This is a genomic window from Neobacillus bataviensis LMG 21833, from assembly GCF_000307875.1.
Classification (GTDB): Bacteria; Bacillota; Bacilli; order Bacillales; family Cytobacillaceae; genus Neobacillus; species Neobacillus bataviensis.
Genome location: NZ_AJLS01000002.1, coordinates 1 through 13,387, shown reverse-complemented (window position 1 = coordinate 13,387; position 13,387 = coordinate 1). Strand labels below are relative to the sequence as shown.

Genomic DNA, 13,387 nt, shown 5'->3' with positions numbered 1-13,387 from the left:
CAAGGAGAATAGAAAATGACGAAAGAAAAAATAGTTTTAGCATACTCAGGCGGTTTAGATACATCCGTATCAGTAAAATGGATTCAGGAAAAATACGGCTATGATGTCATTGCTTTAGGTCTTGATGTTGGAGAAGGTAAGGATCTAGAGGCGATTAAAACTAAAGCACTGAATGTTGGTGCCGTTAAAGCTTATATCGTGGATGCAAAGGAATTATTAGCGAAGGAATATATTCTTCCCGCTTTGAAAGCTAATTGTTTATATGAAGGAAAGTACCCACTTTCCTCTGCCCTTTCTCGACCGCTAATTTCAAAATTATTAGTAGAGGTTGCGGAAAAAGAGGGAGCCGCAGCTGTTGCCCACGGCTGTACCGGAAAAGGGAATGATCAGGTTCGTTTTGAAGTGTCGATCCAAGCGTTAAATCCAAGTTTAAAAGTGGTAGCTCCTGTACGTGAATGGGGCATGACCCGTGATGAAGAAATTGCCTATGCCGAAGAAAACGGCATTCCAATCCCTGTTGATTTAGACAATCCATTTTCGATTGATGCTAACATCTGGGGGCGTGCTTGTGAGGCAGGAGTTCTTGAAGATCCATGGGCAGAGGCACCGGAAGCAGCTTTCGATTGGACGAATCCGATTGAATTAACACCGGATGCAGCGGAATATATGGAAATTGAATTTGAACAAGGTGTCCCTGTTGCCCTGAATGGTGAACAACTACCATTAGTTCAATTAATAGAAACACTAAACGAGCTTGGCGGTAAGCACGGGGTTGGACGAATCGATCATATTGAAAATAGATTAGTAGGAATTAAATCACGTGAAGTGTACGAAAATCCGGCTGCGTTAATTTTAATTAATGCGCATAAAGAATTGGAATTTTTGACATTACCTCGTGAAGTTTCGCAATTTAAAACGCAGGTTGAACAGCAGATGGCGAAGATTATCTATGAAGGTCTTTGGTATTCACCGTTAAAATCCGCTCTTGATGCCTTTATTGATGAAACGCAAAAAACAGTTTCCGGTACAATCCGCGTTAAGCTTCATAAAGGAAATCATACGGTTGTCGGCCGTAAATCGCCGTATAGCTTGTATAACGAGGAATTGGCAACCTATGCAAAAGGCGATGCTTTTGATCACAACGCTGCGGTTGGTTTTATCAAACTTTGGGGATTACCAACGAAAGTATATTCAGAGGTTAATAAACAAGAATCGGTTCTAAAATAATATGGACATTGCCCTCGAAGTTGGAAATTCGAGGGCAAACTTCTTAAAGGAATGCTTCTAATTGGATGGAAATTTTCAATTCGCCGATAAAATTAAAAATTCGCCGATATACACTTAAAATTCGCCGATATAATTTAAAAATACTAAAAATAGCCCAGTTCGAAGGGAGAAAACATACATGTCTAAGCTATGGGGCGGACGTTTTACAAAAGAAACGAACAAATTGGTCGAGGAATTCACAGCTTCTATCACTTTTGATCAAAAACTAGCAAAAGAGGATATTGCAGGCAGCCTTGCCCATGTTCAAATGCTAGGGGAATGCGGCATAATCCCAATGGAGGATGCCGAAAAAATTAAGGATGGCCTCCTATCCATTAAAAAAATGGTAGATGATCAAGAGGTTGAGTTTTTAGTGGAAGATGAAGATATTCATATGAATATTGAAAAACTATTGATTGAAAAAATTGGCTCTGTAGGCGGCAAGCTTCATACGGGACGCAGCCGAAACGACCAAGTTGCTACTGATATGCACCTTTATTTGCGAACAAAAACAACTGAACTGATTAAATTACTTGAAGATGTCCAGAAGGCATTGATTGGACAGGCAAAGGAGAATGTGGAAACATTAATTCCGGGCTATACACACTTGCAGCGTGCCCAGCCGGTTTCCTTTGCCCATCATGTATTGGCCTATTTTTGGATGTTCGAACGTGATAAAGAGAGATTGATAGACTCTCTTAAACGGATTAATTGGCTTCCGCTCGGTTCCGGTGCCCTGGCAGGGACGACCTTCCCTATTAACCGTGAACGTGTGGCTGAGCTGCTCGGGTTCGAAACTGTGTATCCGAACAGTATGGATGCCGTCAGTGACCGTGATTTCATTCTGGAATTCTTGTCGATTGGTTCTATCATTATGACGCATATTTCAAGACTTTCTGAGGAACTGGTCATTTGGTCAAGTCAGGAGTTTCAGTTTGTGGAGTTGGATGATTCCTTCTGCACAGGCTCAAGTATTATGCCGCAAAAGAAAAACCCGGATGTGCCCGAGCTGCTTAGAGGGAAAACAGGCCGTGCGTATGGTAATTTGATTGGTTTGTTGACTGTTTTAAAAGGTTTACCGCTCGCTTACAACAAAGATTTACAGGAAGATAAGGAAGGTATGTTTGACACAGTAGAAACACTGGAAGGCTCATTAAAATTGTTGGCACCAATGATTGATACGATGACTGTTAAAAAAGACGTGATGCGTAAGGCAATCAACAACGATTTTTCTAATGCGACAGATATTGCTGATTACTTGGTTAGAAAAGGGTTACCGTTCCGTGAAGCCCATGAAGTGATTGGAAAAATTGTCTTGTATGCGATTCAATCTAACAAATTTTTGCTAGATTTAAGTTTCGAAGAGTATCAAGAGTTCAGTCCATTATTTGAGGAAGATATTTATCAGGTATTGGCTCCCGAGCACGTAGTTGCCGTCAGAAACAGCTTTGGCGGAACAGCGCCCGAACAGGTGCTTAAGCAAATTACCCTTGCAGAGGGGAAATTGCAAGAATAATTGATTTTAAAATGCCCGCCATTTGAGCGGGCTTTATTTGTTTAATCGTGAGGTCTTAAAAGTTTGTATTAAATACAAAAATATTAGATAATTTTATTAAAAGAATACAAACTGGGGGAGAAAAATGAAACTGAGAGTATCTGTTGTGCAGTATCATCTGCATACGATTAAAACCTTTGAGGAATTCGCCGCACAATGCGATCATTACATAAAAACAGCCGAAGAATTCGGCGCGGAGTTTGTCCTGTTCCCGGAGTTCTTTACCACCCAGCTCCTATCTATTGGTAACGGCCAAGGGCAGAGCCTAAAGATTGACGACCTCCCAAGTTTTACTGAGCAATACCGCGAACTATTTTCCAACTTTGCGAAACAAACAAACATGCATATTATTGCAGGGACACATGTCATTAATAAGGATGAAAAGCTTTATAATACCGCTCATTTATTTTATCCGGATGGAAAAATTGGAGAGCAGTCCAAGCTCCATATTACCCCAACAGAAGTGAACGAGTGGAATATGGCTCCAGGGGATTCGTTCCAAATATTTGAAACGGTCAAAGGGAAAATCGCCCTTCTTACCTGCTATGATATTGAATTCCCGGAAATAGTCCGCATGGCAAAAGCCAAGGGCGCGGATGTCATTTTCTGCCCATCCTGTACAGATGACCGTCATGGGTTTCATCGTGTTCGGTATACAAGTCATGCGCGTGCTGTTGAAAACCAAGTATATGTGGTCTTAACAGGAACAGTTGGTTCACTGCCGACCGTTGATTTTATGCGCGCTAATTTTGGGCAAGCTGTCATAATTACCCCGAATGATATCCCATTCCCTCCTAAAGGTGTTTTAGTAGAAGGGGAAATCAATAACGATATGGTCGTAACAGCCGATCTTGATTTAGAACTTTTATATAAAGTTCGAGAACATGGCTCTGTCACAACCTGGCGTGACCGCAGAACTGACCTCTATACAGATTGGTCATAAGGGGCGTGAAATCAAACCGTGTATCGAAGTGAATTTTATGTGTATGACCAAGGTCAACCGGTAAAGGTAACCATTCGCAACTACACACTTGACGATTTTGACCAGCTCATTGAAATCCAGTCTGAATGCTTTCCACCCCCTTTTCCAGCGGAATTATGGTGGAACAAAGAGCAATTAACGAACCATGTTACCATTTTCCAAGAAGGTGCCTTATGCTGCGAAATAGAAGGTAAACTTGCTGGTTCGCTAACAGGTCTTTGTGTCGATTTTGATCCAAAAAATCTCAACCATTCATGGGAGGAAATCACCGACAATGGGTATATCCGCAGCCATAATCCAAATGGTGATACATTGTATATTGTGGATATTAGTGTCCGTCCAAAATACCGTAAACTAGGAATTGGAAAATTAATGATGCAAGCGATGTATCATGTAGTCATTGAAAAGGGGTACAAACGGCTGCTAGGTGGAGGGCGAATGCCCGGCTACCACAAAGTGGCTGACAAACTGACTCCTGAAAAGTATTTGGCAGAAGTCGTAAGGGGCGATACAAACGATCCTGTCATCAGCTTTTTACTCAGAACAGGACGTGTTCCAATAGGGATCGCTAAAAATTACCTCGATGATGTAGAATCCTGTAACAATGCCGCCCTTATGGAATGGAAGAATCCGTTTAAATAAAGTGAAAGGGGATAGAAAAGCAAATGGAATATAAAAGAATTACCAGTATAGATGACCCGAATTTTAAAAAGCTCCATCAACTAATGGGAGAAATTTTCCCGCCGGAAGAGGTATTGGAGTATGACCTTTGGAAAGAACCATTAGAGGACCCAGGTATCCGGGTGTTTGTTGCCATATATGATGACCAAGTAGTTGGTGCAACGGAATATCGATATTATCCTGATTGGAATATTGCCATGACCGATTTTACGATTATCAGCAAACCAGGTTTAGGACTTGGCCGATTTTTAGCACATAACCGTCTTAAGGATTTAAATCAACTTGCAAAGGAAAATCAAACAGTCTTGTTTGGGATGTTTGCGGAAATTTATGACCCTTACAGGGTGGAACATCACGAATTTGGTGGTGTAAAGGTAATGGACCCATATGTGCGTCGGGAGGTTCTGTCGCATTTAGGCTATAAACGGCTTGATCTTTCCTTTTCCTATGTACATCCATCATGGGAAAACAATGGGGAACCTGTAAGTGGCCTTGATCTTTGTTTTATGCCATCGGATGATGAACTCGCTTCACTGCCAGCATCTCTTGTAGGAGATTTCCTGTCAAACTATTATTCTATTCTCCCGAACAAACCGAAGGAATGGCTGAAGATGATGGAACAAATTCATACAAGAGAGACCATACCACTTTTACCTCTTTAAAAAGTTTCTATTTTGCAGCCCGCATCGGCGGGTTTCTTTATTATACGGGCTTGCCCAAAACTCTCTCTCCCCAGTAATAATTAGGCTTTTTCCCTTATCACCAATTCTTTAAATAACATATGATAAAGTATTATGTTTTGTTACATCTGCCTTGTAAAGGACTTAACTTGTTTATTAAATGGGTTGGTTTGTTATGAGATTGGACAAGTAATAAAAAGTGAATCGGGATATCAAATAAGCAATAAGGGAGAATGGGTATGTTTGAAAATGTTTCTATTATCATTCCTTTCCAAACTGATAATGGTCCAAGGGAAGCTGCTTTTAAATGGATAAAACAATATTACGCTTCAGTAATGCCAGATGCCGAATTATGTTTAGGTTTATACAACGGCAGTGAAATTAATAAATCGAAAGCGGTAAACCAAGCTGCGAAAAGGGCAACGAGGGATATTTTTGTTATTGCTGATGCAGATATTGTTTACGACCCTAAAATTATTTTAGACGCGATTGAATTACTTGAAGAAGCAGCATGGGTGGTTCCATTTACAGAAATATACGATATTTCTTATAAAGCAACAAAATATCTGCTTAGAAAACAGTCGAAGTGGCCATTATCTGTAGGGATAGATGATTGCGTTAAAGTTAACTGGATCTATGAAGGATTCGCCGGAAAACTAAATGTTATTCCGCGGGCAAATTTCGAGGCAGTAGGAGGTTTTGATGAACGGTTTATCGGTTGGGGAGGTGAAGATGACGCCTTTTCCCATGCGGTCAATACACTTTGCGGAAAATTCGTTAATTGTGAAGGTAAATTATTTCATTTGTGGCACCCGCCTGCTTACACTGATACAAATAAGAATAACCAAAAGCTGCTGAATCGGTATATTTCTGCAAGTGGCAATAAGTATGAAACATTAAAAATAATTAAGGAACGGGAAGATGCTTTCGTAAAGAATCAATCTCTTCAGTTAAAACAGTCTAATAAGGCCCCAATTTCCTCCAAAGGTAAAATTTGCTTTATGATTCTCGTTCATGAACAGCGCGAACTTGTAAAAGAATTAATTGATAATGTTAGAAACTATTGTCCCAATAGCTCAATGGTTCTGTACAATGGCGGAGATGACCCCACCCTTTGTGATAATTTAGGTGTCCCTGTATGTCCCTCCAGCAGAAAGTTGGAGCGGGGATTCACGACCATTTATTTTCTTGAGACTATGGAATGGCTTCAGGAAATGGAGATGGATTATGAGTACCTCATAAATATTGATTCTGATGCCTTATTTATTAGAAAAGGGTATGAAGATTTCATAGAGGAACAAATGAGGGATACCGATTATATGGCGGTAAAACTCCGGATTCCTGAAGAAGATTGGTATATTGGGAATGAACTAAAGAAGGATCTTAATAGATGGGAGAATTTATTTAATGTAAACCCATTCTATGGAATATTCAATGTTGGTCAAGTTTTCAACAAATCGCTTGTAAAAGCCTTACTTCATCCGGAAAGAAAGGATAAGCTAAAAAGAGCACTGCTAAAAACTATTTCTTTCGGCACAGACGAAATATTTTTTGTTAACATGGCAAAGGAACTAGGATTCCGTATCAAAAAATATCCCCTGAATACAGATGAAATGGTGATCCGTTACCGTCCATATCTTACATTAGATGAAATTGTTTATTGCTTCAATGATATTCATGATAGTTGGTTGTTTCATCCAATTAACCGTGATAAAAATGATTTAGCAAGAAAATTGATTAAGCATCTTGGAACAGAATATTATACTAGAAGATATCGAAGTGAAAGATATCCATGGTATGAAAATAATCAGGAATCGTACATGCCTTCTTTACCTATCACAAGTAGATTTGGAAATGAAGAGTTAATTGTCAGGTCTGGCAATTTCTTGTCACATTATTGGCATGATTCGAGAAAGAGAAAATGGTACAAGAGTGAAACATTTGCAAAAGGAGTTACCGGAACTCCTGTTTGGAATGAAACCAATTCAGGAAAGTTTAAGGTTGTGAGTAAATTAGCCTCAGGTGGGATTGGATTATGGTGGAGGGAAAATAACCAAAAAGGATATCCTTGGTTCGGTCCGTCTCTCATAATAAATCAGGATGTCGAACCTATAATGCTCACACAGCTGGAGGATGGAACAACAATATTAATTTGTAAATATGGTGATAGATTAGGTTATTGGACAAGTGAGTAGTTAGAAACAAAAAAAGAGTATGTTAAATTCAACTAAAAAGTAAAATATAGGTTCACAGTTTATTGACACTTCAAAATGTTTCGACTAAAATGAACTTTAATAATAAATTATGACACTTAAATATTTACTCTTATCCAGAGCGGCGGAGGGACTAGGCCCGATGAAGCCCGGCAACCATCAAGGTATTCCTTGAAAAGGTGCTAATTCCTGCAGGTTATTTCTAACCTGAAAGATAAGGGGAGGAATCTAGCCCTCTTCTTATGAAGAGGGCTTTTTCTATTTGATAAAAAGTAAAGGGGCGGATACCATGACTGTAATAAAAGTGGCAATTCTAGGGTTTGGAACGGTTGGAGAAGGTGTGTATCGGACAATCCAATCGCATGCGGAGGAGTTAACAGCGGTATTAGGTAAAAAAGTGGAGGTATCCGCTGTTCTAATAAAAAATACACAAAAGGCAAGAAATATTAGTGAGGATGTTCTCGTTACTACAGAATTTGCAGAAATTCTTAGACTCCCACAGCTTGATATTGTTGTCGAGGCAATCGTTGAAAGAGAACCACCCTTTTCATTTTTGAAAAAGGCAATTGAGCGGGGCTGTCACATTATTACAGCAAATAAAGAAATGTTTGCTCATCACGGAGAAGAGCTGCTTGAGCTGGCGGAAGAAAATAATGTATCGGTTGGCTATGAAGCGACGGTTGCAGGTGGGATTCCGGTCATTCAAACACTAAGACAATTATTAAATATAAATCGCATTAAACAGGTTCAAGGAATCCTGAATGGGACTTCAAATTTCATTCTGACCGAAATGCGTGAGAAAAAGCAATCATTTGAACAAGCACTGCAGTTAGCCCAAGAGAACGGTTTTGCCGAGGCTGATCCAACAAATGATGTTGAAGGCTTCGATGCCTTTTATAAAACGATGATCCTCAGCAGAATTGCCTTTGGAGAAGAACCAAATTGGCATGATGTGGAGCGGGAAGGGATTACCGCAATCACAAGTGAAATGATTGAAACAGCAGAAAAATTAGGGTTAAAGTATAAACATATTGCCACTATTAGCAGAACGGGTGATCAAATTAAAGCTACCGTTAGACCAGCACTGATTGGTAGTGAGCATCCTTTTTACCATGTGGAAGGGGTTCAGAATGCTGTCAGTATTCAATCTGATATTGTTGGCGAAATCACCCTTCAAGGGCCAGGTGCTGGAATGTTCCCAACGGCAAGTGCTGTCATCGAAGATTTGGTTTACGTGTGTAAAAACAATAAACCAGCCCTTCGACTAAGAGCATTAACAACAAATTAAAAAATTTATCTAGAAACAAAGAGCTCTCTGGCTCTTTTTTTGTTCCTCCAAAACAAAAAGGTAAACGAAAACAACAAAACTAGGCTTAAGTTTAGTCAAAATTAAATGGTTATCATATTGTGTAAAAGCTCGACCAATGGGACTAGTTATTTCATGAAACAAAAAATGAAGGGGTGCGTCATGTTAGAAAACAGCTTTAAATGGTCAAAAAGTTTTAAAAATGAAAGTACGCAAAAAGAGATGAAGCAAATTCCCCAAAATAGTAACAATACATGTGCATCATCGGTAAATAAAGACAATCAAGATATTGAAGTCAGTATTATTATTCCATCACAAAATAAATATCCACTTAATCTATTTACCCTCTATTCACTTGAACTCCAAACCTTTAATCTAGCAAAAATGGAAGTAATCTTTATTAATGATGCCTCCACAGATCAAACGGCTGATAATCTAAAAGACTATTCGCCGCCATTCCATTTTAAATATATCCATAGTAAAAAAAAGCTGGGAAGGGCAAAGGTTAGGAATTTAGGCATTCGCTCTGCAAGGGGATCCCTGCTGATTTTTCTAGATGCGGAAATGATTGTAGAACCGGATTTTGTTGTTAATCATTATAAGCATCATCAAACCAAGAATAACGTCATATTGTCTGGGGTGATGCATTCACATGCACTTTATTCATGTGTTTTCCCAGCCTTCTCGGAGCAAAAAGTAGACACGATTGCTGACTTAACAAAAAATAATAAAGAAATATATACGAGATTCCGTAACCGTAAAGGAACCAGTAATGAACCGTATCCAATATTAGAAAAAAGTGATTTAGCACGCAACACTTATCGCAATCTTGCGTTTAAAGCATTCCCTTGGTATCGGCAAATAATAAGAAATTATGGTGCAGATTTACAGGGATTTGCCTTTCCGTGGATGGCCTTTCTTACTGGGAATGTCTCGATCAGAAAAGAATTGATTGTGCAGGCTGGCGAGTTTGATGAAGAGTTTTATCACTATGGTTATGAAGATTGGGAATTAGGATATCGGTTATACAAAATGGGCGCCCATTACATGGTCAGCGATAAAGTAATTACTTACCATCAGGAGCATCCGGTTGGGGAAAGTAAATGGAAGGAAGCAGTTGGAAACTTTGGCCTTTTTACCATCAAACATCATGATGTTGATGTTCTTATTCTAGGACTTGAGCTTTCCGGACTGACAGATTTACTGACGATGAGTAAGATTTTAAGAGAATATAAAGCATTTAGACAATCAAATCCTGAGCAGTTTAAAAAATTTCAAGAAAAATTTATCCATATACTTGAAACCATCATTCTGATGCTCCAAGTTGATATCCGTCATTTCAATATCTTAGGTGCCGCAGGCTTTAGTTCTGAGCAGCGAAAAGAACTCCTTAATGATACAAAAAGTCTAAGCGGCTATCCCAATTTAGCAAACTTTTTAAAGCAAGTCATAAATTCCTAATACTTGAAGGAGTGAAAAAGTGGTTTCCATTATAACGTGTACGATAAGAGAAGAGAGTATCGATAATGTCTTTAAAAATTATCAACAGCAAACCTGGCCTGAAAAAGAATTAATTGTTATCTTGAATAAGGATTCGATGGATATTGACAAATGGATCAAAAAGGCTAAGAATTATCCAAATGTCCGGGTCTTTCAACTGCACGAAAAAGCGACACTGGGTGATTGCTTAAATTTTGGGGTAATGAATGCAGGCTATGAGATTATCGCGAAATTTGATGACGATGACTATTACGGACCTGAATATATTACAAGTTCAATGGAATCTTTTAAAAATAAACAGGTTTCGATTGTTGGAAAAAGCTCCTACTATATTTATTTTAAAAATAAAAAAGCATTAGTTCATGTGAAAGGTACGGAGAATTCAGTTACGGATACCGTTGCCGGAGCGACGTTATTGTTCAGAAAAGAGATATTTTATTATGTTCGCTTTGAAAAGGTAAATCGTGCCGAGGATTACTGGTTTATTGACCAATCTAAAAAAGAAGGCTTTCAAGTTTATTCTACTGACCCCCGCCATTTTGCTGTCATTCGTAATGACTCAGACCAACATACTTGGAAAATTTCCGATGAAGATTTAATGGGTTGGGGTGATTTAGTCGGTTATACAGATAATTTTGAGTCAATCGTGTCAAAAAAATAACGCTAAATTTGGGAAGCAGGGCAAACCTGCTTCCATTTTAGGTGAAATAAAATATTATTTTTTGCGCTTAGACGTTCTCTGGTTAGCTGCATTGGCACGTGCTTGTGCTTCTAAGTCTGCATGATCGGCTAATTCTTGTGAATACTCTACATCAATTCCATCTGATTTCATGTTTTTCGGTACTTGTGGAAGTGACGCTTTATTTTTATCGCGGCTTCTTTGTCCTCGTGAACGACCCATTAGAAAAACCCCTTTCATTTGTAAAAATAATTAGGAGCCGGAAAAGCTCCTCATTATTAGTTTTTACAGTTAGAAAGAGGTTCATTAGTGGAAAAATCTTTAAATTGATTTACAGCTTTGTTTTTCTGTCATGAAAGCCGCCAGCGCGGTCCGCCATTTTAAATTCCCTTTGATAAGAAACTTCCTGCATGCTTGAAAGCGTATACTTACCTCTATCCCTATCCTTTTTCTTCTTTTCCGCCATTTTGCTCATTCCTTTCAACAAGTAATAGTCAAACGTCATCAAGCTAAGTAGAAAAAAACTCATTTCCATTTTTACCTATAAAGAAAGGAAAGATACTAATTTAAGGAAAATATATTTTTTAAATCGAACTAGCTGCGAAAATTATGATAAAGTAAGCTTGAGGTGAAGGAATTGGCCATTATTACAAAAATCACCACGCAGCAGAAAAATAAAGATCGTTTTAATGTGTTCATGGATTATGGCAAAGGTGAGGAATTTGCATTTAGTGTCGATAGCGATGTATTAATCAAGCATCAATTGAAAAAGGGCATGGAGCTTGATGATTTTTCACTCTTAGAAATTCAATACCAAGATGACATTCGCAAGGCCTACAACCTTGCCGTCAATTATTTGGCAAGAAGAATGAGAGCAGAAAAGGAAATCAGGGATTATCTTGTAAAAAAGGAAATAGACGAACCGATCATTAAAGAGGTCTTACATAGATTAACCGCACAAAAATACATTAATGACGAGGAATTTGCATTAGCCTTCGTAAGGACGCAAGCCAATACGACCGACAAAGGCCCTAATGTCATCAAAATGGATTTGAAGGAAAAGGGAATGAAAGAGACCATTCTCCTACGTGCACTAGAAGAATTTCCTTTAGAGCAGCAGATTGAAAAGGCAACGAAGATTAGTGAAAAGTTTTTTCAGAAAAATACAAAGGAATCCATCAAAATTCTAAAACAAAAGCTAGAGAATGTTCTACTTAGAAAAGGTTATTCCTTTGAAGTTATTACGATTGCCGTTAATGAAACAGAACTACCTAAAGAGGCTGATGAGGAAATGGAAGCCATCAGATTTCAAGGTGAAAAGGCGAATCGGAAATTTTCACAATTCACTGGTTATGAATACCAACAAAAGATGAAACAGGCGTTATATAGAAAAGGTTTTTCAATCGATCTTATTGAAAGGTTTCTAGCTGAACTAGAAAACTCATGACGAAAGCTGTCATGGGTTTTCTATAATAATTGAATCTTGATTCAATCTACCGATAATGATTTCGGCAATTTCTTTTGCAGATCTAAGGCGGGATTTGTCTTTAATATGGTCACTTTCATCCCAAAAAGGGGTATTCATGCCGCCCATATAAACAGCGTTAAACTTAATTCCGCTACCTTCATATTCTTTTTGCAGGCTTTCCGTAAAGCCCCTAACTGCAAATTTGCTTGCAACATACACAGCCTCATTCACTTTTCCCCGTAAACCAGCAGTGGAGATAATATTGATAATTTGCCCATCATTATTTTGTTCCAGCATCGGCAGGATTGCTTTTGTCATCAAAATAGTCCCTAAGATATTTGTATCGATCATTTCGTTTATTTGCTGCTCAGTTACTTCCGTAAACGCGCCAAAATGACCAATCCCCGCGTTATTGACCAAACCGAAAATCGTGTATTTCCTGCTTAATTCCTTAACTTTGTTTACAACATCCTTATTGTTACGGATATCTAATTGGAGAATATCTGCCTTTCCTCCAATCGTTTCAATTTCCTTTTTTACCGCAGTTAATTTTTCCAAAGTTCTTCCGGTTAATAAAAGGTGATAGCCTTTTAGTGAAAATAGAAGCGCTAATTCCTTTCCTAATCCTGAACCGGCTCCCGTAATTATCATTGTTTTCATTTAATATGCTCCTTTAAAAGTTATACCTTTATTATTTGTATAAATATTACTATACTAAAATAAAAGGATAAATGGGAGTGAAAGTGATGCAACAGGAGAAACGCTACAGTGCAATGTCAGAACATGAATTAAGACAAGAAATTGCTGTCATTCAAGAAAAGGCGAGGAAAGCCGAGCAACTAGGGATGGTTAATGAGTTTGCTGTCCTTGAAAGAAAAGTGCAAATGGCAAGGGCATATTTAATGAATCCTGATTCTTTTAAACCTGGAGAAATTTATGAAATCGAAGGGGATCCTGGCCAATATTTTAAAATAGATTATATGAATGGCGTTTTTGCTTGGGGCTACCGGCTAAAGGGTGATGGGAAAGAAGAAGCACTTCCGATCTCCTTGTTAAA

General features: G+C 38.5%; 14 protein-coding genes and 1 riboswitch. Of the genes, 11 read left to right on the top strand and 3 right to left on the bottom strand.

Going from position 1 to position 13,387, the window contains the following annotated elements; all coding sequences use genetic code 11:
* The first annotated feature begins 15 nt into the window (after positions 1-15).
* From BABA_RS00070 to BABA_RS00030, 9 genes are all read left to right on the top strand, one after another.
* Entirely contained in the window at positions 16-1,227 is a 1,212-nt protein-coding gene (locus BABA_RS00070; RefSeq protein ID WP_007083058.1) for an argininosuccinate synthase, read from the top strand.
* A 178-nt stretch (positions 1,228-1,405) separates the two neighbouring features.
* Positions 1,406-2,782, top strand: coding sequence for an argininosuccinate lyase (gene argH, locus BABA_RS00065; protein WP_007083057.1), 1,377 nt, complete (start codon positions 1,406-1,408; stop codon positions 2,780-2,782).
* A 124-nt stretch (positions 2,783-2,906) separates the two neighbouring features.
* Entirely contained in the window at positions 2,907-3,764 is an 858-nt protein-coding gene (locus BABA_RS00060) for a carbon-nitrogen hydrolase family protein (RefSeq protein WP_007083056.1), read from the top strand.
* Positions 3,765-3,782: 18 nt separating this feature from the next.
* Positions 3,783-4,445, top strand: coding sequence for a GNAT family N-acetyltransferase (locus BABA_RS00055; protein WP_007083055.1), 663 nt, complete (start codon positions 3,783-3,785; stop codon positions 4,443-4,445).
* 23 nt (positions 4,446-4,468) lie between these two features.
* Positions 4,469-5,146 carry a hypothetical protein gene (locus BABA_RS00050; protein ID WP_007083054.1) on the top strand — a complete coding sequence of 226 codons (678 nt, stop codon included), beginning with the start codon at positions 4,469-4,471 and terminating at the stop codon, positions 5,144-5,146.
* Between the two features lie 257 nt (positions 5,147-5,403).
* The gene (locus tag BABA_RS25895; RefSeq protein ID WP_007083053.1) at positions 5,404-7,359 is read left to right on the top strand and encodes a galactosyltransferase-related protein; all 1,956 of its coding nucleotides are present in this window, start codon (positions 5,404-5,406) and stop codon (positions 7,357-7,359) included.
* A gap of 127 nt (positions 7,360-7,486) precedes the next feature.
* Positions 7,487-7,598, top strand: a riboswitch (SAM riboswitch).
* Between the two features lie 68 nt (positions 7,599-7,666).
* Positions 7,667-8,665: a homoserine dehydrogenase gene (locus BABA_RS00040; protein ID WP_040344718.1), complete on the top strand. Its 999-nt coding sequence runs from the start codon at positions 7,667-7,669 to the stop codon at positions 8,663-8,665.
* Between the two features lie 180 nt (positions 8,666-8,845).
* The gene (locus BABA_RS00035) at positions 8,846-10,144 is read left to right on the top strand and encodes a glycosyltransferase family 2 protein (protein ID WP_007083051.1); all 1,299 of its coding nucleotides are present in this window, start codon (positions 8,846-8,848) and stop codon (positions 10,142-10,144) included.
* A gap of 19 nt (positions 10,145-10,163) precedes the next feature.
* Positions 10,164-10,844, top strand: coding sequence for a glycosyltransferase family 2 protein (locus BABA_RS00030; protein WP_007083050.1), 681 nt, complete (start codon positions 10,164-10,166; stop codon positions 10,842-10,844).
* A gap of 54 nt (positions 10,845-10,898) precedes the next feature.
* On the opposite strand, the gene BABA_RS00025 is transcribed toward BABA_RS00030, so the two are convergent.
* Both BABA_RS00025 and BABA_RS26240 read right to left on the bottom strand, forming a co-directional pair.
* Positions 10,899-11,084: a YfhD family protein gene (locus BABA_RS00025; protein ID WP_007083049.1), complete on the bottom strand. Its 186-nt coding sequence runs from the start codon at positions 11,082-11,084 to the stop codon at positions 10,899-10,901.
* A 109-nt stretch (positions 11,085-11,193) separates the two neighbouring features.
* Entirely contained in the window at positions 11,194-11,328 is a 135-nt protein-coding gene (locus BABA_RS26240) for a YfhE family protein (RefSeq protein ID WP_007083048.1), read from the bottom strand.
* A 171-nt stretch (positions 11,329-11,499) separates the two neighbouring features.
* Here BABA_RS26240 and recX point away from each other — a divergent pair, with 171 nt between their 5' ends.
* The gene (gene recX, locus BABA_RS00020) at positions 11,500-12,309 is read left to right on the top strand and encodes a recombination regulator RecX (RefSeq protein WP_007083047.1); all 810 of its coding nucleotides are present in this window, start codon (positions 11,500-11,502) and stop codon (positions 12,307-12,309) included.
* A 9-nt stretch (positions 12,310-12,318) separates the two neighbouring features.
* On the opposite strand, the gene BABA_RS00015 is transcribed toward recX, so the two are convergent.
* A complete protein-coding gene (locus BABA_RS00015; protein ID WP_007083046.1) occupies positions 12,319-12,990 on the bottom strand; it encodes an SDR family NAD(P)-dependent oxidoreductase in 672 nt (223 codons plus the stop codon).
* Between the two features lie 86 nt (positions 12,991-13,076).
* On the opposite strand from BABA_RS00015, the gene BABA_RS00010 reads away from it, so the two are divergent.
* On the top strand, positions 13,077-13,387 hold a 311-nt coding region (locus BABA_RS00010), incomplete at its 3' end, for a YfhH family protein (RefSeq protein WP_007083045.1).